Here is a 19,262-nt window from a genome sequence, read left to right as displayed (position 1 = left end):
TGCTCGAACTGGACAGTCGCCGACGCCCGGCTCGTGACTCTTGCCGCGCAACGGCCCGACGTGGTCCTGACCCGGCAGGTCGTGGACACGGTAGAGGAGGCGGAGCGGGTGGGCTTCCACGGCTCGCGGACCATTCTCATCAATGGCGCTGATATGTTCGCAGCCGGTGCGCCGGGGGGATTGGGATGCCGACGTTACATGACCCCGGAAGGGGCCGTGGGCTCCCCAGCATCGAAAAGCTGCATTCACCCGTCGGCGCCGGCTGAACGGCGGGGACGACGGCGAACGGCAACGGTCTGCGCCACTTCCGGGGATCCATCACGCGTGAGTGCTCCGATCAACGCGAAATGTCAGTGCAGCCACGCGACGTTGTCTAACAGAAAGTTTGACATGCCTCAGAACTACGATCTGTTCGTCATCGGTGCCGGGATGGCCGGGACAGCCGCGGCGACAAAGTGCTCTTCGGCGGGGTGGCGGGTGGCGATCGTCGATGCACTTCCCTATGGCGGGACGTGTGCGTTGCGAGGATGTGACCCGAAGAAGATCCTGCGGCGCGGCGCTGAGATCGTGGAGAGCGCCCGGCTGATGGAGGGCAAAGGAGTCGACAGCAACGGACTGTCGTTCAACTGGGCCGAGCTGATGAGTCACAAGCACGGCTTCACCGACCCCGTACCGCAGAGCATGGAAGATAACCTGCGCGATCAGGGGGTAGAGACCCTGCACGGGAGGGCCAGCTTCACCGGACCAGCTCAGGTTCAGATCTCCGGGACGACGTTCGAAACGTCCAAAGTCCTGATCGCTACCGGCGCCACGCCCCGGTCCTTGAACTTCCCGGGCGAGGAACACCTCATTGACAGCACCGAGTTCCTCAATCTGGAGAACCTTCCTGCCCGCATTGTGTTCGTGGGCGGCGGTTTCGTCTCCTTCGAGTTCGCTCACATCGCCGCCCGCGCGGGCAGCTCCCCGGTCATCTTTGACCGGGGAGAACGCCCGCTGAAATCCTTCGACGCGGACCTCGTCGAGTTGCTGATTGACCGCGGTGCGGAGGCCGGGGTTGAAGTGCGGCGTGGCACAAGCATCACGGGCGTCGAGAAGACCCGCGCCGGCTACCGGGTGCACCTCGATGAGGGCGGCAGCCCCGCAACCATTGATGCGGACCTGGTGGTTCACGGTGCCGGGCGGACCCCGGACTTATCGCGGTTGAACCTCGAAGCGGCTGACGTGGCTTACGGAAAACACGGCGTTGTTGTCGCAGAGCACCTGCAGAGCACAACAAACCCCGCTGTGTACGCCGCGGGTGATTCGGCAGACACCGCAGGTCTGCCGCTGACTCCGGTGGCCGTTTTCGAGGCGAAAGTCGCCGCTTCCAACATGTTGAACTCCGGTTTCACCGTTCCCGACTACGCCGCCACTCCAACGGCACTCTTCACGATCCCCGAACTGGTCCGTCTCGGCATGCTGGAGCACGAGGCCCGGGACAACGGACTCAACGTGGACGTCCGGTATTCCGACACAAGTAAGTGGTACTCGAACTACCGGATCGGGGAAACCGCCGGCGCTGCCAAAATTCTCATCGATAAATCAACCCAACGCATAATCGGCGCGCACCTGTTCGGAGCCGGATACGCCGAACTCGCCAACACTTTCAGCCTGGCTATGAAACACGGACTGACCGCCCGACAACTCAAATCCATGACGCCAACCTATCCGTCGGTCGGGTCCGACCTGAGCTCAATGCTCTAAGACCGGGTCACCTTCGCGACGTCGAGTTCAGCCGCGCCCCTTCGCCAGCAACGCGCCGATCACCCGCCCAGAAGCATCGGAAATATGCAATGCCCAAACGCCGATAACAGCGCGCATGAAAAGTCAGAGCCGGCTGCAAAGGACGGGGTGAAGTACTCCGCCGCGAAAACCGGTGCTCATATGCGCCCTGTGTGGTCATTGCTCCGGCGGTCAACTCTTCACTCCGAGTAGCGAGTTGCGGAAGTTTTGACCGCGGCGGCGAGGTCGTTACGGCAACCAACGCCACTGGTGTATTCGCTGTCCCGGAACTGAGGGCACCGACACCGGACCGGAACCGCAGTTCAAGGGCGGGGCAGTTCCGCGCTGCGCGCCACGGGCTTCACCAAGTGTCGGCGGTGACGTGCACGGCGTGGAAGTACCGGTGGATTTCCTCGGCGTCAGCCCCGGAACGCAGAACGACTTGGAGCCCCAGCAGGTAAGTCACAAGCAGGTCAGTCCGTGCCTGGATAAGTTCAGGCACGGCTTCGGGGAGGGCCCGGGCGAGGAGGATGCGGATCTGCTCGCCCATTTGCCGCCGGTAATCGGCGGAGAAGTCATAGCCGGCCAGGCTGCCACGCAACTCGTTGGAGGCCATCACCATCAGGCACCCGTCGCGGCCCCGCTCGGAGATCGCGTCTCCTTCGAACAGCTCCAGGAACCGGTGGACGCCCCCGATCCCGGGCCCGGCCTGTTCGATCAGGGCAGTAAACATCCCGATCCGCTCGGCGAGGTAGCGGCGCAACACGATCGCGAAAAGTTCTTCTTTGGTGCCAAAGGTGCGATAAAGACTCGGCTTGTGGACACCGCTGATCTTCACGATCTCCGTCATCGACGTCTGGCTGTAGCCCTGCCGCCAGAACAGAGCGGTCAGCTTGGCGAGAACAGCTTCCTCATCGAAGAGCCTCGGACGACCGATCGCGGCATTCGCACTCAAGCTCATACCGCCAGTCTACGTCGCTTGGAGAGGATTTGGTACCTCTCAGTAACAAAGTCCCTGCATGATATGGTACCGTTTGGTACAGAACAAGAGTTCGTTCTTCCGGGCCGCCACTGCGGTCCGTTACCTCAACCCGGGAAGGATCCCTATCGTGGATCTCAGAAACCGTCGCGGCATCATCACCGGCGCAGGTCAGGGAATCGGCCAGGCACTGGCCCTCGAGTTCGCCGCCAAGGGGGCCCATCTGCTGCTCGTGGGCCGCAAGGAAGAAACATTAAAGGAGACGGCGCGTCTGGTGCAGACAGCCGGCGGCAGTGCCGATATCCTGGCGCAGGACTTGACTAAGCCGGGTGCTGTGGATCTGGTGGCTGAGTCCGTGCAGTCCTGGGACACCTTGGATTTGCTCGTCAACAACGCCGGCAACGTCCGGGCTGGCCGACTGGAGCAGTCCAGTGGAGCAGATATCCGTTCGATGATCGATCTGAACCTCACCGCGCCGCTGTTGCTGACCCGGGCCCTCCTGCCGCAGCTGCGTACTTCCGGAGCCGGCACCGGAAGTCTCGTGCTGAACATTTCCAGCGAAATCGCACTGGTGGGTATGCCGTTCTACGCCGTGTACGCAGCCACGAAGTCCGGCCTGGCCGCCTTCGGCGAATCTTTGCGGCGCGAACTGCACGGCACCGGCGTGCACGTCGCCACCGTCTACCCGGGCGCTACGGACACGGCAATGATGAGCACCCAGAACGCCGACTGGGAGCGCCGGCCAGTGGCCGACGTCGTGGCCGACGTGATGACCGGGCTCGCAGCGGGCGATCACGAAATCAACGCCACCCCCGAGGAAGGCCGAGGTATGCAGCAGCTTAACGTCACCGACCCGCTTGCGGTCGATGCCGCGATTGCCCCGGGACTGGGCGAGCTGGAAGTCGCGGTCAAGGACCACAACAGTATCTGACCGGCGATTTACCAGAGGCTCTTCGAAGATTCCCTCAACCAATGGTCGGAAATGGCCGGCCACGACTGAACTGGAGACACCCATGATTGACTTCCAACGGCACGACGAAGACACAGCACCCGAAGCCAGCAAAGCGCTGCTCGCCAAGTCGAAGAAGCAGAACGGGAGGATCCCGGGGCTGCACGCGACCATGGCCGAGGCGCCCGGCCTGCTCGAGGGTTATCAGCTGGTGCATCAGCTGTTCCTTAACTCAAGCTTCGACAAGGATGAACTGACTGTCGTCTGGCAGACGGTTAACGTTGAACACGCCTGCACCTACTGTGTTCCGGCCCATACCGGTATTGCAAAATCCATGAAGGTGGACGATTCAATCACCGAAGCGCTGCGCAATGAAACGCCTTTGCCCAACGCCCGCTTGGAGGCCCTGCGCACCTTCACCCTGGGTATGGTGCGCGAGCGAGGAAACGTGGGCGACGACGCCGTGCAGGCCTTCCTGGATGCGGGCTTCACCAAACGCCAGGTCCTCGAAGTCGTCCTCGGCGTCACGCAGAAAGTGATGTCCAACTACACCAACCACCTGGCACAAACGCCCGTCGACGCGCCGTTCGAGAAGTACGCTTGGCACGGAGCAGCCGCAACGGCCTAACGTCGCTGCAACGCCTCTGCCAAGGGAGGCCGCCCGCAACGAATCAGTCGTTCAGTTACCGGAGTAGACACCCGGCGAAGGTAAGGCCCGCTTGAGAGATCAAGAGGGCCGGCCGTCGACGGCCCGAACTCCGCCCCGTCCCGTGGAGAACGGGGAACCGTTCTGGCCGTCAGACGGACGCGATCGCGCCGAGCCTGGCGAGGTATTCCTCGGCGTCTAAGCTCGGTAGCAGCGCGGATTGGACGATGAAGTCTTGGCACGCCCCCAACATGGCCGGAGCCTACTTCCCCCGCGGGGGACGAAGCCTCCGGGGGGCGTGCCCCCCCCTGGACGGGGTTTACCAGGTCGAGTAATCGACGAAGAGTTCCCCAAGTCCGGCGAGCGTTCCGGCCGCAATACTATTCAGGTCCGGACCGATGACTGCCTCGGCCCAGACCTGAATGAGAAGACCGTGATCGACGATGTCCGCGTGGATGCCTCCCCCTGCCGGGGGAGAGGTCCTCTCGGCCCTGACCCTTGCCGTTCATGCCAGGATCCCGGTCAGCGTGCTGCGGCGGATGATCTACGCTTACCCGACGTTCCACCGCGCCATCGAAGACGCGCTGGACCGTCTTGAATGAATCAGGCAGGGTGTACCAATGACCAGTGAACCCATCGCCAACTACGCCCTGCTCTCCGATTGCCACTCCGCCGCTCTGGTGAGCGCGGCGGGTTCGGTGGACTGGCTGTGTTTCCCCCGTTTTGACAGCCCCTCAGTTTTCGGACGGATCCTGGGCGAGGACGCGGGATTCTGGTCAATCCGGCCCGCGGCCCCACACTTCTCAACCCGGCGGTACCTCGGACCGACGATGGTGCTTGAAACGGTCCACACCACGGCGGACGGGACGGTGACAGTGACCGATGCCCTGGTCCTGGGAGAGGGGAACCGGGGCCACGAACTCGGTGCCGGGGCTCCCGGAACGTTACTGCGGCAGGTGGCCTGTGTCGACGGAGAAGTCGAGATGGAGGTGACTTTCGCGCCGCGGCCGGAGTACGGCCTCGTCCGGCCGCTCCTTCAGGGCACAGCCGGCGGAATCTTAGTCTACGGCGGGGCCGATGTGCTGGCCTTCTCCACCACGGCCTCCTTCGACCTCGATGGTGGTGAAGCGCGGGCGAAGCTGGTTCTCCGTACCGGAGACGTTCTGGGATTCGCCCTTCACCACCGGATGGCCGGGCCGTTACCGCCGGCGTTCTGGAGCCAGGAAGATATCGCGCGCCGGATTGAGGACACGCTGGAGGGCTGGGGCAGCTGGTCGCAGATGCATCAGAGCTACGACGGGCCCTGGCAGGACCTGGTCGCTTCCAGCGGCCGGGTCCTGCAGGCCCTGACGTTCTATCCGACCGGCGCGATCGTCGCAGCCCCGACGACGTCCCTGCCCGAGGTCGCCGGCGGTACCCGGAACTGGGACTACCGGTACACCTGGATCCGGGACGCCAGCATGACCCTGCAGGCGCTGTGGGTGGCCGCCTGTCCGGATGAGGCCGGGAAATTTTTCCAGTTCCTCGCGACGGCGGCCGCCGGCCGGCTGAGCAACGGCGAGGAGCTGCAGATCATGTACGGCATCGGCGGGGAACGGGACCTTTCCGAGCGCGAACTGGCCCACCTTCCGGGCTGGCGCGGAAGCGCCCCGGTGCGGGTGGGCAACGGCGCCTGGGACCAGCGCCAACTCGATACCTACGGTGAGCTCCTCGACGCGGCCGCCACCCTCCCGGAGTATCTGAACGATTTGGAGCCCGGAACGCGGCGGTTCCTTGCCGATGCAGCCGACGCGGCAGCATCGCGCTGGCAGTCCACGGATCAGGGCATTTGGGAGGTCCGCGGCGCGCCCCGGCACTACCTGCATTCAAAGCTGATGTGTTGGGTGGCCGTGGACCGGGCCATCGGCCTCGCCGGGGTCCTGAACGCCGAAGAGCGGGTTCCGCACTGGGTACAGACCCGGGCCCAGCTCGCCGACTCGATCCGGGTGAACGGCTGGAACGAGACAGCCGGTGCCTACACCCAGGCCTACGGCTCCGCAGACTTGGACGCGTCCGCGCTGATGCTCTCCATCGTAGGGTTCGTGCCCGCCGATGACCCCCGGATGCTTGCAACGATCGACGCCATCGAAGACCGGCTCACCGACAGCCGGGGTCTGGTGTACCGGCATCAGGCCGACGACGGGCTCTCCGGGAAGGAAGGAACGTTCCTGCTGTGCACGTTCTGGCTGGCCCATGCCCTGGCACTGACCGGACAGACCCGGCGCGCCCGGACCGTCTTCGAACGGGCCGCGGGGTTCGCCACGGATCTGGGCCTGCTTGCCGAAGAGGTTGCCCCGGACAGCAGCGAGCTGCTCGGAAATTTCCCGCAGGCCTTCAGCCATATCGGCCTGGTCAACGCAGCCTGGGCCATCCGCACGGCAGAGGACAAAGACCAGCTCCCTGCCGCCGGCGGCAGGGCAAACACGTGACGGGTCCCGTTCCGGGCAGACGGCGTCGGGCGGTGATTCGGCTGGGGATCCTGCTGCTTCTCGTGGCTGCCGCTGCCGTGGCGGTGCTGGTTTTTCCGCTCCCGCCGGTCGGGGAGATCCGCAGCTATTTCGGCACCACGGGCTGGTGGGGGCCGTCCGCGTTCATTGTGTCCTACGCCGCGCTGACGCTGGCTCCGGTGCCCAAGAATGTTCTCTCAGTTGCTGCGGGGCTGGTCTTTGGGCTCGGCGGCGGTATCGCTGTTGTCTATGTCGGCGCGATGCTGGGTTCCGTTGCCGCGTTCTGGCTGGGTCGCTGGCTGGGCCGGGAGGCGGTGGAGAAATTCACCGGGACGCGGGTGGAGAAAGTCGACCAGCTGCTGCGGCGCCGCGGGCTGGCGGCCATGATCGGTGTCCGTCTGGTGCCCGTGCTTCCGTTTACCGCCATCAACTATGCGGCCGGGCTGACCTCCCTCAGCTGGTGGCACTACGTCCTCGGGACCGCCATCGGCATCCTTCCCGGCACGGTGAGTTTCGTGGCGCTGGGTGCGTTCGGCCTCCGGCCGGGATGGCAGCTCGACCTCGCCCTCGGGGCGCTGGGCGTGCTCACTGTGGCCGGGGTGGTGGTCGCGGTCCGGCGGCGCCGGAAGGGAAAGGCCGCCGATGTTTGATGCCAGGCTGCGCCGGGCAATGGAACCGGGACTGGGGCGGGCTGCTGCCTGGCTGGACCGGCCGTGGATCACCCCCGACAGGCTGACGGCCCTGAACCTGGTTCTTGGTCTTGCCAGCGCAGCCCTGGCGGCGGGGAAGTGGTGGTTGCCGGCCCTGGCCGCGTGGTTGTTGTGCCGGGTCGCCGACGGCCTCGACGGCCCGCTGGCGCGGCGCCGGAACCGCCGAACGGGTACTGAGGACGCCGGGCGGGGCGGATTCTGGGACATCTGCGCCGACTTCGTCGGTTACGGCGCAACGGTGGTCGGCGTCGGGGTCGGCGCGACAGCGGCGTTCGGTGCCCCGTGGCTGCCGTTCCTGTTGGTCCTTTTTGCCTACTACATTAACGGCACGGCGTTCCTGGCGTTTTCTTCCATTGCCGAAAAGACCGGCCAACAGCTTCGGGACGGCCGGTCGTTGTCGTTCCTGGCCGGGCTGACCGAGGGCGCTGAGACCGTGGCCGTGCACAGCCTCTGGCTGATCTTCCCGGGTGTCGCGTGGGAGATCGCCTCCGTCTGGGCGCTGCTGGTGACGGCCAGCGGCGTCCAGCGGATCATTGCCGGCTACCGGTCCATGCGGTGAGACCCCGGACGGTCCAGCCAGCGGCGGCGGAACCAGACCAGCCCCGTCATGGCCCGGCGTACCAGCGGGGAGGCCAGACGCTCCCGGACATCGGCGACGGCGGCATTCCACACGCCGTCCGAGTAGGTCGGGTACGGGTGGGTCGTTCCGGCAATATCAGAGGTTGTCATCCCGTTCTGTACGGCCAGGGTCAGCTCAGTCAGGGATTCCCCGGCCCGCGGCCCCACAATGGTGCCGCCCAGGATTTTCCCCCGTCGGTCCACGATCAGCCGGGTGAACCCGTCCGTGTTGTCCTCGGTCACGGCCCGGTCGACGTGTGTGTGCTGGACGGTCCGGGCGCGGTGCGCCAGGCCGGCCTCGGCGGTGGTGAGCCCGACGGCGGCCACCTCCGGGGACGTGTACGTCACCCGGGGCACGGTGGCGCTGATGCGGCGCTTGAGCCCGAGTACCGCGTTGGCGGCCGCCACGGAGGCGTGAACCCCTGCTAAGTGCGTGAACTGCGGGTTCGCCGTCACGTCCCCCGCGGCCCAGATGAGAGGGTTGGTGGTCATCATCCGTGCATCCGTGACGATGTGGCCACCCCCATCAAGGTCCACCCCCACCCGCTCCAGGCCAAGGCAGGCGGTCCGTGGCGAGCGTCCGATGGCCAGCAGGACCGTGTCCGCCTCAACGGTGGTGCCGTTCCCGAGCCGGATCCGGGATCCTGCGTCCGTGCCGGCAACCTTCTCGATGGCGGTGTGCTCCAGGAGGCGGACACCGTCGCGCTCAAGAGCCTTTCTCACGAGCTGGGCCGCAGCAGGGTCTTCCTTGGGAAGGATGCGGGAGCGGACAACCATGGTCACCTGTGATCCCAGGCGTGCGAAGGCCTGCCCGAGTTCACAGGCGACCGGACCGCCTCCAAGGATGGCCAGCCGGATCGGGAGGGCCTCCAGTTCCCACACCGTATCCGTGGTCACCACAAAGTCCGGATCCAATCCCGGGATGCCCGTGGTCACCGGTGCGCCGCCGGTGGCGATCAGTGACTGCCGGAAGCGGATCTGCTCGCCGTCGACCTCGGCCACCCCGGGTGCGCGGAACGTCAGGGTGCCCTTGATGACGTGGACTCCGGCTTCTTCGAGTGCTTCACGGGAGTCGACGGGTTCGATGGTGTTGATCGCGGCGAAGATGCGTTCCCGTACTTCCTTGAATTCCGGTGACTGCCCGGTCAGTGCGCGGGCTGTCGCGGCGTGTTTGGCTGCGGACAGGAGGGTCTTGGACGGGACGCATCCGGTCCACAGGCAGTCACCGCCGGTGCGGGCCCGTTCGACCAGGACAGTCCGCGCCCCGAACCCGGCTGCCGTTTTGGCGCACGATTCCGGCGGTCCCCCCGCCGACGACCAGAAGATCGATGATGCGGTTCCCGGCTGCCATGATGGACTCCTCTTGAGTAACGTTGAATGCCAGACAAAAGCGCCCGCCGGTCCGGTCCTGCACGACCGTCCGCTGCGGCGGAACGAACCAGAAGGAGCCCGCCATCCGCGATAAATACACGCTGTTTGCCCCGTTTTACGATCTGCTTTCGGGCGAATACCCTCTCTATCATGCCGGACGGGTGCTCGGCATCAACGCCCTGGCCCCCACAACGGACCAGCAGGTGCTGGACATCGGCTGCGGAACCGGGCTGAACTTTCCGCTGCTGCAGGAGCGCATTGGTACCTCCGGGACCATCGTCGGCATCGACCGCAGCGCCGAAATGCTCCGCCGGGCGCGGCGCCGGGCCCAGGCCCGCGGCTGGCAGAACGTGATCCTGATCCAGGCGGACATGGTGCTGCTCGATCCCCGGTCAATCTCCGCCCGCATCCAAGATAGCGGGGGAGCCGCGGTTTCGGATGCTGCCCTGGCGACCTACTCGCTGTCCCTGATGGGGGATTGGGAGCAGGCCTGGACGAACATGACCGGGCTGCTGGCCACGGATGCGCGGGTCGGGGTCGTGGATATGCAGGACCCGGTGGGATGGGCAAGGTGGCTCACTCCGCTGGCGCGGCTGGCCTGCGCGTTGGGAGGATCCGACATCACCGCCGCCCCCTGGCAGGCCGTGGAGGAACGGTGCGTCGACGTCGTCCGCGCCTCGGCCCGGGGCGGACACCTCCAGATCCGGGCCGGGAAGACGACGCACGACGGATAGAGGAGCCGGAGCGAGTTCACATCCCGGCTCCGCCGGAGCGCAGTGCACAGCTGCCGGCATCTACGTTTTTGCTGTGTAGTGCAGATTACTGAACGGCATCATGGGCCGGACCTACCTTTGAAGATGTCAGCAAAACCTCTTCCATGGAAGGTTACCGTCATGGCCTCTGCGTCAACTCTTTCACGGCCCACATCCGGCACCGGTATTGGACGGAGCGTTGTCGCGGGGGTGGCCGGGGGGATCGCCGGCGCTATTGTGTTCGGGATTCTCATGGCAATGACGGGCATACTGCCCGTCATTGCGTCCATGGTCGGCTCCAGTTCGGCCGTGGTCGGGTTCGGCGTTCACCTGATGATTTCGGTGCTGATCGGGCTGGGTCTGACGGTGCTGTTCGGCAACCGGCTCCTCACGGGGTATGGCCGCGGGGCGCTCATCGGGCTCGGTTACGGGGCCATCTGGTGGGTCTTGGGCCCGTTGATGATCATGCCGGTTATGATGGGTATGCCCCTGTTCGCTGTTGACCTCACCGCGGCGTTGAGCGTGATCGGGCACATGGTCTATGGCGTTATTCTGGGACTGGTGGCGGTCCGCGTCCTTAAGAGCCAGGCATGACAGATTCCTGCCGGGTCGATGTGGCGGCCACCGTCTCCGGAGACCTGCAACCGTGGGCCCCACAGCAACGAGAGGCCGACCCGCTGATGGCAGGACCTGCTGACCCGTTTAGTTGTTTGAACGAAGTTGATCTGTTCGCCGGTCTGAGCGAGCAGGAGATTGCGGCCATGGACCTGATGGCGCCGGCCCGGCTGTTCCGCCAGGGGGAGTTGCTGTTCAGCCAGAGCCAGCCCGTCAAGGCGCTGTTCATCCTCAAATCCGGCCGGGTCCGCGTCTTCCGGGTCGCCGAGGATGGCAAGGCCCTGACGATGGCCATCCTGGAACCGGGCGCTGTGTTCGGGGAAATGATGCTCGTGGGCCAGCGGATGTATGACAACTACGCCGAAGCCATCGAGGACTCTGCGATCTGCCAGCTCAGCATGGAGGAGGTGGAACGGTTCCTGCTTTCGGATCCGCGCATCGCTATCCGCATCTCCCGGCTCCTGGGCGAGCAGGTCGCCCGGCTCGAAGAACGCCTCACCGACCTGGCGCTGCGACCGCTGGCCGCCCAGGTGGCATCCACCCTGCTTAAACTCGGTGACGCCGCGGGGCCGCCGCGCTTCGGGCAGGCCCGGACCATCCACCTGACCCACGCACAGCTCGCGGGTCTCTTGGGCGCCTCCCGGGAGGCGACCAGTAAGATCATGGGTGACCTCACGGCCAGGAAGGCTATCCGTCAGGGCCGCGGGCGCATCGTCATCCAGGACCGCGACATCCTGTCCAAACTGGCCCGGAGCTCATCATGACGACGGCCAGTTTCCACGGTCAGGTGATCGCCCGCTCAGAGCGGACGGTGTATCTGGAGGGCAACCACTACTTCCCCGCAGATTCGCTGGTACCGGACACACTTCAAAACAGCTGGGTCCGGACACTGTGCTTCTGGAAGGGTGTTGCCCGCTACCACCACGTCCGCGCCGGGGGCCACCGGGCATCGAACGCTGCCTGGTCCTACCCCCGCCCGTCACCACTGGCCCGGATGATCAAAGGCCATGTTGCCTTCGCCCCCGGCAGCGGTGTCATCATCAGCGACGAACGCCCCTGACCGTCCACGTCCGCGGCACTGCTTTCGCGTGCCCCACAGCTTTGTCCGGTAATACGAAGATAAGAGAGTACCCGCATGTCACGCATTCCCGCCGACACCGTTGCAACAGCACCCGACGCCTCCCAAGAGACCGCCCGCAAACTCGAACAGAAAATGGGCAAGCTGCTCAATATCCATGCCGGGATGGCGCACTCACCGGCCGTGATCGCCTCCTACGAGGGGATGTCCGCCGCCATCGCGGCACACGGCAGCTTTGACGCCCGCACCCGCGAGGCCATCGCCCTGGCCGTCGGAAACCAGAACGGCTGCGACTACTGCCAGGCCGCACACACCCTCTCGGGACGCCGGTCGGGCTTTGACGACCGGCAGATCCTTGCCATCCGTGCCGGCGAAGTGGACTTCGACGACAAGATCGACACCATCACCGCCGTCGCCCGTGAGGCCGCAGCCAACACCGGAAACGTCCGGGAAGCGACCTGGCATGCGGCCCTCGCCGCGGGCTGGAGTGCCGAGGAACTCGCCGAGACTTTTGCCCACATCGCGACCAACCTGTTCACCAATTACTTCAACCACTACGCCGGCACCGAGCTGGACCTCCCGGCGGCACCGGAACTGCCCGCCTAACAGGGAACCGGACCACCATCCGCCTCCATCCCGCATCCGCAGCATGACCTAGAGGACCACCATGAAGATCGCAGCCCTCCTCCGAGGCGTCGAAATAGCCACCAGGCCAATCCAGCCCGAGAGTAAGACTGCGTTGGAGCGACGCTGGGCGCAGCTGCCGGACCACGCCAAAACTGCCGGCCAGCTCCTGGGGCGGGCCGCCGTCGGGTGCGAAGGCACGCACGGCGTCTTCCCCAAATGCAACCTCACCTGCTCACCCTGCTACCACTCGGCCGACGCGAATAAGGTCAGGATCGACGGCGCCCACACCATCAAAGGGGTTACCGAACAGATGGAGTACCTCCGCAGCCTCCGTGGCCCCCGCGCCCATGCGCAGTTGATCGGCGGGGAAGTCAGCCTGCTCCCCGCCGAGGACCACGCCGCCGCATTGCTGGCCATGCGGGCCAACGGCCGGGAACCCATGTCCATGACCCACGGCGACTTCGATTACCAATACCTGCTCGACGTGGTACTGAGCCCGGACGGAAAACCCCGCTTTAACAAGGTGTCCTTCGCCGCCCACTTTGATTCCATGATGCGCGGACGACGAGGCGCCGTGCGCCCCCACAGCGAAGCCGAACTAAACCCGTTCCGGGCACGGTTCGCCGACATGTTCGTGGCCCTTAAACGCGATCACGGCGTCCGTTCCTACATTGCCCACAACATGACCGTCACCCCGGCCAACCTCGACCAAGTCACCGAGGTGGCCCAAGCCGTGTTGGACATGCCGTACGACATGCTCTCCTTCCAGCCCGCGGCCTACATCGGCGATGACCGCAGGTGGTCCGGAGGATTCGACGCCGTCTCCATCGACGCCGTGTGGTCCCGCATCGAGGCCGGCGCCGGACATACCATCCCGTGGCAGGGCACCCAGTTCGGGGACCCCCGCTGCAACAGGACCGCTGTCACCGTCACCGCCGGAACCCGCAGCGCCGCCCTGCTGGACCCGGATGACCCCAGGGACCTTGCCGCCCGCGACAGAGCCCTGGCGCACTTTGGCGGCATGATTTTTGGGAGCACCCCCACCTGGATTGTGGCCGCTAAAATACTGCGGGCGCTCCTGGGCCACCCGGGCGACATTCCCCACCTCCTCTCCTTCGCTCTGCGCCTGATGCGCCGGGCGGGCGGGCTGCGGACCGTAGCGTCCGCGGCCTGGAAGCGCCGCCTGTCCTTCAAGACGTTTGTGGTGCACAATTTCATGGATGCCACCGACGTCGCCCCGGCTTGGGCACTGATGGAGCAAGGCGGGGCCAGTGATGACCCGAAAATCAAGGAAACCCAGGAGCGCCTCGGCGCCTGCATGTACACCATGAGCCACCCGGAAACCGGGGCACTGGTGCCCGCCTGCGTCCAGCACTCAGTCCTGGACGCTGGCGAAAACATCGGATTACGCAAAATGCTCCCCATCAGGCCCCTCACGCACCCTCCTGCCTTCACGGATGCGGCCGCCGACCCGGCCCGCCCGCGCACACGGAAAAGCTGACATGCGAAGGTCCAGCTCCCGCAGCGTCCGGTTCGGCTCCATCATCGCAAGCGCTGCCGCGGCCCTGTTGGCCTTTAGCGCCTGCAGTGCTCCGGCACCGGCGCAGCAGGGTTTTGACAGCTGGGACCAGGTAACCGCTGCCGCGAAGGGCCAGACGGTGCGGCTGTGGATGTACGGCGGGGACGAACAGGGCAACGCCTACGTGGACAAGACCTTGATCCCCGGTGCAGCCACGTTGGGGGTCACGCTTCAGCGCGTTCCCGTCGCCGACACCAAGGACGCCCTGAACCGTGTCCTGACCGAGATTCAGGCCGGCACCCGGGACGGCAACGTCGATTTGGTCTGGGTCAACGGGGACAACTTCGGCACCGGCAAGCAGGCCGGCGCCTGGTCATGCGGCTGGACGTCGCTGCTGCCAAACATGGTGCTGACCAACCCCACCGACCCCCTGCTGGCCAACGACTTCGGAACCCCGGTCCAGGGCTGCGAGGCACCGTGGAACAAGGCGCAGTTCACCATCGCCTATAACTCCGCCACCGTCTCCGAGCCGCCCCACACCCTGGCCGGGCTGCTGGACTGGGCACAAAAACACCCCGGCCGCTTCACCTACCCCGCGCCACCCGATTTCACCGGATCCGTCTTTACCCGGGAAGTACTCGACAGCGTCTCCGGCGGGTACAAGAATGTGCCGCTTCGCTTTGACCAAAAAACCTTCGACCGGATCACCCCCGCCCTGTACGGCAGGCTCAAGGAACTGGCCCCCTCGCTCTGGCGCCAGGGAAAGACGTACCCCAAGACCTCCGCTGAACTCAACGCCCTCTACGCCGGCGGCCAGGTGGACTTCACCATGACCTACGGGCCGGCCGAACTGACCAAACTCGTCGCCCACGGCACCTATCCTGCCGCCACCAAGGTGCTGACACTGACAGAAGGCACGGTCGGCAACGCCAGCTTCCTGGCCATACCCGCAACGTCCGGCCACCAGGCAGGCGCCATGGTGGTCGCGAATCTGGCGCTGTCACCGCAGCAGCAGGCCGCCAAGGCCGACCCCCGCGTCTGGGGCCAGTACACCGTGTTGGACACCGCCCGGTTGGACGCTGCCCAGCGAGCACTGTTCGAGAAGCTCCCGCAGTCCCCCGTCGTGCCGTCCTACGATGTGCTTTCCCACAACGCCAACCCGGAACTCTCGGCCGCCTGGGTGCCGGCGCTCGACGACGCCTGGCGCCGACTGGTCCTGGCAGGCCGGTGAGGATGGACATGGCCCCACCGGCGTCCGTGGGCGGACGTTCCTGGCTTCCCGGTACGCTGATGGCAGCCCCCGCAGTCCTCATTGCCGCCTTCGTCGTCGTCGGGGGAATGGCCACGGCCCTCGCCCAGAGCCTGGGCCTGTTCCCCCTGGTGGGCCCGCCTTCCCTGACGGTGGCGGCGTATGCAGCCCAGGCCGGTGACCTGCCGGTGGGGATCGGCCTTTCCCTGGCGATAGCGGCGGCATCGACCGTGGTGGCCTGCCTCGTAGGCTTCACCGCAGCGCTGGTCATCGTCCAGGGCAGGTGGTGTGGAAAGCTCGTCGCCGCCCTGGGCACCCTGACCATTCCCGTGCCGCACATCGTCGGCGCCGCCTCCGTTTCCTTGCTGCTGGCCGACTCAGGGCTGCTCTCCCGCCTGTTCAACACCGGCGGGTCATGGCCGGAACTGGTGGGCGGACCCTGGTGGATCGGCGTCGTCGCAGAATACGGATGGAAGGAATCAGCCTTCGTGGCCCTGGTGGTCACCGGGACCCTCGCCACTCGGGCGGTCAGCTACGACGAAACGGCCACGCTGCTTGGCGCCGGCCGGCTCAGGCGCCTCCGGCACATTCTCATCCCCCTCAGCCTGCCCACACTGACCATCTCCGCCACCATAGTCTTCGTCTACAGCCTCGGTTCCTACGAAGTGGCATGGCTGCTGGGCCGGGTTTATCCGGAACCCCTGCCCGTCATGGCGCTGCGCCTGTTCAACGCCGCAACACTCACCGCCAGGCCCGAGGCCGCGGCAGTGGCCATCGTGACCACCATACTGTCCTTTGGCGCCGTGGCCACCGCCTTGACCTACCTGAACAGGAGCCCACTGTGGCGCTGACCCTCCCACCCGATTCCCGGACCCCCCTCTCCTGGCCCGTCCAGCCCGGAAACGGGCTGAGGGCCTCCCATGGCATCGCCCGCACACTCAGGATCCTGCTGGCCATGGCCCTAGCACTCTGGTTTGCCCTACCTCTCGTGCCCCTGGCCCTGTGGGCCTTCGCCGACCGCTGGTCCTTTCCCGCTGTGCTGCCGCAGGCCTGGGGCTGGGACGGAGTCCGAACCGCCCTCGCACAGGGAGCAGTGCCGGCCTTCGGCCACTCCCTGCTTCTGGGGCTGCTGGTCAGCGCAGTCGCCACGCCCCTTGGTGTTCTTGCCGCCCGCGCCCTGGCCTACCACAGGGTCCCCTATGCCCCAGTCGTGAACGTCCTGCTCTTCGCCCCGCTCGCCCTGCCGGCATTCGTTGCCGCCTTGGGACTGAACGTGCTGCTGTTGCGCCTGCAGGTTCCCCCCTTTGCCGGGGTCGTACTTCTGTTGTCGGTGTATGCCTTGCCCTATACGAGCTACACCATGCGCGTCGCCTACGGGGCACACGACCTCGCCATCGAGGAGGAAGCCCGCCTCCTCGGCGCCTCGCCATGGCAGGTTACCTGGCGGGTGCAGCTGCCACTGCTGGCGCCGGCTCTGGCACGGGCAGCCTTCCTTGCCTTCCTTGTCGGCTGGAGCGACTACGTCATCACCGTGCTCGTCGGTGGTGGCACGATCGTTACCGTCCCCGTGTTGGTGGCTTCCGCGGCCGCGGGCACCGGCAACGACGCCACCGTCGCGTTGCTCTCCGCCGCGGCCCTGCTGCCGCCGCTGGTCCTGTTGCTGGGTCTGGGCCTCTTCGGCCGCCGCCCAACCGGGGGCCGGCCGTGATCGGCGCCGTCACATTGGAGGGCCTGTCCAAAACATTCCCGGGCACGGGCGGACCCGTCCTGGAGGACGTCAACCTGAGCGTTGATGCAGGCACGTGCACTGCGCTGCTCGGGCCTTCCGGTGCCGGGAAGAGCACCCTGCTGCGCGCCATCGCCGGCCTTGAGCGTCCCGATACGGGCCGGGTTCTGGTCGGCGGCCGGGACATGGCCGGGGTCAGGCCCGAACGCAGGGGCATGGCCATGGTCCAACAGCGTCCGCTGCTCTTTCCCCACCTGAACGTCCTGGACAATGTTGCTTTCGCCGGCACCGTGCGCGGAATTCCCAAAAGGGTGGCACGAGCCGATGCTGCCGGCTTCCTCGAACTCGTCCAACTGGCAGGGTTCGGCCCGCGCCCGGTAGTGGCGCTCTCCGGTGGTCAAGCACAACGGGTCGCCATCGCCCGTGCCCTGGCGGCCAGACCGGCCGTTCTGCTTCTGGACGAGCCGTTCAGCGCATTAGATCCGGAGCTGCGCTCTGTGATGCATGACCTGCTGGCCCAGCTGCGGCGCACCTTGAACCCCACCATCCTCATGGTCACCCATGACCGCAGCGAGGCAGCTGCGGTGGCCGAGAGGATTGCCCTGTTCAGCGGCGGCCGGATGCTCCAGCACGACAGCGTTGAACTAATGTACTCACGTCCATCCTCGCTGGAAGCCAGCCGGCTGATGGGCGGCGCCAACGAAATTGCGGGCACGGTACGTAAGGGATGCCACCACTCCGCGCTCGGTGCGCTGCGGCTGCCCGACGACACCACCTGGCAGCCCGGACCAGGGATGCTGCTCGTGCGCCAGGAGAGCATTGAAGTCGGCCCTTGGGACGGCCCCGGACTCCACGCCACGGTTTCGGGGTTGCGGGCCCTGGGCCCCCGCCGGCTGGTACGTTTGGATGCGGCCGGGGTCCTGTTGCGTGCCGAGGTCCCGTTGGGCCGTGCCCTTGCCGAAGGCGACAGCGTCAGACTAAAAATCCCGACGTCCGCGCTCGCGGTCGTAGACGATCCAGACACCGCCCACACGTTCCCGGGCGCCGAGACAAGACCCCCGATCACATCGCAGGGCCGGGGTACCCTGGCCACCGCCGACAACTAAACCATCCGGAACTCCGCCCCCGGGCAGAATGCCAAGAGCCGAGGCTTCGCGCAGACGGGATCCAGAGCATTGCCCCGGCTTTTCGGCCCTTGAAGCTGTCAGGTATTCCGCCGGGCGGCTCCGTGCCCAATGCCTTCCTCGTGTTGATCGGAATGCCGCCGAATTGGATGGGTATTGAGCTGCAGCCGGATTTAGAAGTAGCTGCAGATGCGTCCCGGATCCCATCTTGCCGGGCCCCCCGCCGCACCAGCGTCACGGACCTCGGCGACGAGAGCGACCCCCTCTACACCACATTTGCTTGCCTAGAACGGGGTAGTGCCGCGCAGCCTGTGCGGGCGGCCGTCTGGGTCCACGACGAGGCGGCTGATCGGAGTCACCCAGAGGCGTTGGAGGAGACAAGGGATCTGGAGTGTGGTGGCGCACACTGTTGGGAGTCGCAGACCGGTCCGGCCTCAACGATCCGGTCCTAACAGCGGAAACGGCGGACGCGACCGCTATGGAAGATATGACAAACAAACTCACCAGCCACGCAGACGATAACGGGGAAAATTACGCCAGGACAATCCAACACCTCAATGATCCGTCATCAACGAAGCGGCAACCCGGAAACAACGCCGTTGTCCACACTTTCAGACCATGCCGTCAATGTTCCGGTAAAAGAAGCAGATAGACCGGACCATCGGCTGGCACACCACCAGGTCACCGTTCACTGACCCAGGTCACAGGGACCCACCTGCCTGAGCAAACCCCTGATGGTTCTTTAGGATTGCGTTTATGGTTGGTTGGCCACCGCTTGAGGAATGCTGAACTGCGGCTGTGGACCCTTCAACGATGGAAGCACTCCATGGGCTTCTTCGTCGCATCCTCTCACGGCACTGCCGGGCTCATCCGGCGATGACACTTTCGGCGTTGGCGGTATTCGTCGCCGCTGCTCGCGCTCCCGGTGGTTAGGCGGGGTGGTGGCTGGTGAGGTGGGCGTAGACGACGGTGTTGTCGTCGTAGAGGTTGGTGGCGGGGTTGTAGCCGCCACAGGTGATCAACCGGATTTCGGCCCGGTTGGTGTTGCCGTA

At 65.8% G+C, this 19,262-nt stretch carries 19 protein-coding genes; 17 read left to right on the top strand and 2 right to left on the bottom strand.

Annotation, left to right across the window (positions count from 1 at the left end):
* Positions 1–390 precede the first annotated feature (390 nt).
* The gene (locus IV498_RS14075) at positions 391–1,743 is read left to right on the top strand and encodes a dihydrolipoyl dehydrogenase family protein (RefSeq protein ID WP_269047590.1); all 1,353 of its coding nucleotides are present in this window, start codon (positions 391–393) and stop codon (positions 1,741–1,743) included.
* Between the two features lie 379 nt (positions 1,744–2,122).
* Here IV498_RS14075 and IV498_RS14070 read toward each other — a convergent pair whose 3' ends face one another.
* The gene (locus IV498_RS14070; RefSeq protein ID WP_269047588.1) at positions 2,123–2,722 is read right to left on the bottom strand and encodes a TetR/AcrR family transcriptional regulator; all 600 of its coding nucleotides are present in this window, start codon (positions 2,720–2,722) and stop codon (positions 2,123–2,125) included.
* Positions 2,723–2,870: 148 nt separating this feature from the next.
* Between IV498_RS14070 and IV498_RS14065 the strand changes: the two genes are divergently transcribed.
* From IV498_RS14065 to IV498_RS14040, 6 genes are all read left to right on the top strand, one after another.
* Positions 2,871–3,671 carry an SDR family NAD(P)-dependent oxidoreductase gene (locus IV498_RS14065; protein WP_269047586.1) on the top strand — a complete coding sequence of 267 codons (801 nt, stop codon included), beginning with the start codon at positions 2,871–2,873 and terminating at the stop codon, positions 3,669–3,671.
* Between the two features lie 82 nt (positions 3,672–3,753).
* Complete coding sequence (locus tag IV498_RS14060) at positions 3,754–4,317, top strand: carboxymuconolactone decarboxylase family protein (protein ID WP_269047584.1); 564 nt, start codon at positions 3,754–3,756, stop codon at positions 4,315–4,317.
* Between the two features lie 473 nt (positions 4,318–4,790).
* Positions 4,791–4,937, top strand: coding sequence for a hypothetical protein (locus IV498_RS14055; protein WP_269047582.1), 147 nt, complete (start codon positions 4,791–4,793; stop codon positions 4,935–4,937).
* Positions 4,938–4,955: 18 nt separating this feature from the next.
* Positions 4,956–6,803 (top strand): glycoside hydrolase family 15 protein, encoded by a 1,848-nt coding sequence (locus IV498_RS14050; RefSeq protein WP_269047580.1) that lies wholly within the window; start codon positions 4,956–4,958, stop codon positions 6,801–6,803.
* The gene (locus IV498_RS14045; protein ID WP_269047578.1) at positions 6,800–7,471 is read left to right on the top strand and encodes a TVP38/TMEM64 family protein; all 672 of its coding nucleotides are present in this window, start codon (positions 6,800–6,802) and stop codon (positions 7,469–7,471) included. The genes IV498_RS14050 and IV498_RS14045 overlap by 4 nt, the downstream gene beginning before the upstream one ends.
* Entirely contained in the window at positions 7,464–8,090 is a 627-nt protein-coding gene (locus IV498_RS14040) for a CDP-alcohol phosphatidyltransferase family protein (RefSeq protein ID WP_269047576.1), read from the top strand. The genes IV498_RS14045 and IV498_RS14040 overlap by 8 nt, the downstream gene beginning before the upstream one ends.
* Here IV498_RS14040 and IV498_RS14035 read toward each other — a convergent pair.
* Positions 8,072–9,475, bottom strand: coding sequence for a dihydrolipoyl dehydrogenase family protein (locus IV498_RS14035; protein ID WP_442951355.1), 1,404 nt, complete (start codon positions 9,473–9,475; stop codon positions 8,072–8,074). The genes IV498_RS14040 and IV498_RS14035 overlap by 19 nt on opposite strands.
* Before the next feature lie 47 nt (positions 9,476–9,522).
* Between IV498_RS14035 and IV498_RS14030 the strand changes: the two genes are divergently transcribed.
* The 10 genes from IV498_RS14030 to IV498_RS13985 all read left to right on the top strand — a co-directional run bounded on the left by IV498_RS14030 (position 9,523) and on the right by IV498_RS13985 (position 18,192).
* A complete protein-coding gene (locus IV498_RS14030; protein ID WP_269047574.1) occupies positions 9,523–10,254 on the top strand; it encodes a class I SAM-dependent methyltransferase in 732 nt (243 codons plus the stop codon).
* A gap of 159 nt (positions 10,255–10,413) precedes the next feature.
* Positions 10,414–10,866, top strand: coding sequence for a hypothetical protein (locus IV498_RS14025; protein ID WP_269047572.1), 453 nt, complete (start codon positions 10,414–10,416; stop codon positions 10,864–10,866).
* Positions 10,863–11,651: a Crp/Fnr family transcriptional regulator gene (locus IV498_RS14020; RefSeq protein ID WP_269047571.1), complete on the top strand. Its 789-nt coding sequence runs from the start codon at positions 10,863–10,865 to the stop codon at positions 11,649–11,651. The genes IV498_RS14025 and IV498_RS14020 overlap by 4 nt, the downstream gene beginning before the upstream one ends.
* Positions 11,648–11,947, top strand: a complete 300-nt coding sequence (locus IV498_RS14015) for a DUF427 domain-containing protein (protein ID WP_269047570.1) — start codon at positions 11,648–11,650, stop codon at positions 11,945–11,947. The genes IV498_RS14020 and IV498_RS14015 overlap by 4 nt, the downstream gene beginning before the upstream one ends.
* A gap of 75 nt (positions 11,948–12,022) precedes the next feature.
* Positions 12,023–12,571 (top strand): carboxymuconolactone decarboxylase family protein, encoded by a 549-nt coding sequence (locus tag IV498_RS14010; protein WP_269047569.1) that lies wholly within the window; start codon positions 12,023–12,025, stop codon positions 12,569–12,571.
* Between the two features lie 61 nt (positions 12,572–12,632).
* Complete coding sequence (locus IV498_RS14005; RefSeq protein WP_269047568.1) at positions 12,633–14,093, top strand: hypothetical protein; 1,461 nt, start codon at positions 12,633–12,635, stop codon at positions 14,091–14,093.
* Position 14,094: 1 nt separating this feature from the next.
* On the top strand, positions 14,095–15,342 hold the full coding sequence (locus IV498_RS14000) for an ABC transporter substrate-binding protein (protein ID WP_269047567.1): 1,248 nt from the start codon (positions 14,095–14,097) through the stop codon (positions 15,340–15,342).
* Positions 15,343–15,344: 2 nt separating this feature from the next.
* The gene (locus tag IV498_RS13995) at positions 15,345–16,211 is read left to right on the top strand and encodes an ABC transporter permease (RefSeq protein ID WP_269047566.1); all 867 of its coding nucleotides are present in this window, start codon (positions 15,345–15,347) and stop codon (positions 16,209–16,211) included.
* Positions 16,202–17,068, top strand: a complete 867-nt coding sequence (locus tag IV498_RS13990) for an ABC transporter permease (RefSeq protein ID WP_269047564.1) — start codon at positions 16,202–16,204, stop codon at positions 17,066–17,068. The genes IV498_RS13995 and IV498_RS13990 overlap by 10 nt, the downstream gene beginning before the upstream one ends.
* Complete coding sequence (locus tag IV498_RS13985) at positions 17,065–18,192, top strand: ABC transporter ATP-binding protein (protein WP_269047562.1); 1,128 nt, start codon at positions 17,065–17,067, stop codon at positions 18,190–18,192. The genes IV498_RS13990 and IV498_RS13985 overlap by 4 nt, the downstream gene beginning before the upstream one ends.
* Positions 18,193–19,262 lie beyond the last annotated feature (1,070 nt).

The sequence above is a fragment of the Paenarthrobacter sp. Z7-10 genome, assembly GCF_026932795.1.
In the GTDB taxonomy this organism is placed as follows: Bacteria; Actinomycetota; Actinomycetes; order Actinomycetales; family Micrococcaceae; genus Arthrobacter_M.
Note: the sequence above shows the minus strand (reverse complement) of the source record. Positions and strands in the feature narration are given on the sequence as shown.

What these genes read in the sequence shown, in the direction of transcription:
- IV498_RS14070 (WP_269047588.1), bottom strand. Translation starts at nt 2,722, where the DNA reads ATGAGCTTGAGTGCGAATGCCGCGATCGGTCGTCCGAGGCTCTTCGAT.
- IV498_RS14000 (WP_269047567.1), top strand. Translation starts at nt 14,095, where the DNA reads ATGCGAAGGTCCAGCTCCCGCAGCGTCCGGTTCGGCTCCATCATCGCA.
- IV498_RS14055 (WP_269047582.1), top strand. Translation starts at nt 4,791, where the DNA reads ATGCCTCCCCCTGCCGGGGGAGAGGTCCTCTCGGCCCTGACCCTTGCC.
- IV498_RS14040 (WP_269047576.1), top strand. Translation starts at nt 7,464, where the DNA reads ATGTTTGATGCCAGGCTGCGCCGGGCAATGGAACCGGGACTGGGGCGG.
- IV498_RS14075 (WP_269047590.1), top strand. Translation starts at nt 391, where the DNA reads ATGCCTCAGAACTACGATCTGTTCGTCATCGGTGCCGGGATGGCCGGG.
- IV498_RS14050 (WP_269047580.1), top strand. Translation starts at nt 4,956, where the DNA reads ATGACCAGTGAACCCATCGCCAACTACGCCCTGCTCTCCGATTGCCAC.
- IV498_RS13995 (WP_269047566.1), top strand. Translation starts at nt 15,345, where the DNA reads ATGGACATGGCCCCACCGGCGTCCGTGGGCGGACGTTCCTGGCTTCCC.
- IV498_RS14010 (WP_269047569.1), top strand. Translation starts at nt 12,023, where the DNA reads ATGTCACGCATTCCCGCCGACACCGTTGCAACAGCACCCGACGCCTCC.
- IV498_RS14005 (WP_269047568.1), top strand. Translation starts at nt 12,633, where the DNA reads ATGAAGATCGCAGCCCTCCTCCGAGGCGTCGAAATAGCCACCAGGCCA.
- IV498_RS14060 (WP_269047584.1), top strand. Translation starts at nt 3,754, where the DNA reads ATGATTGACTTCCAACGGCACGACGAAGACACAGCACCCGAAGCCAGC.
- IV498_RS14020 (WP_269047571.1), top strand. Translation starts at nt 10,863, where the DNA reads ATGACAGATTCCTGCCGGGTCGATGTGGCGGCCACCGTCTCCGGAGAC.
- IV498_RS14025 (WP_269047572.1), top strand. Translation starts at nt 10,414, where the DNA reads ATGGCCTCTGCGTCAACTCTTTCACGGCCCACATCCGGCACCGGTATT.
- IV498_RS14015 (WP_269047570.1), top strand. Translation starts at nt 11,648, where the DNA reads ATGACGACGGCCAGTTTCCACGGTCAGGTGATCGCCCGCTCAGAGCGG.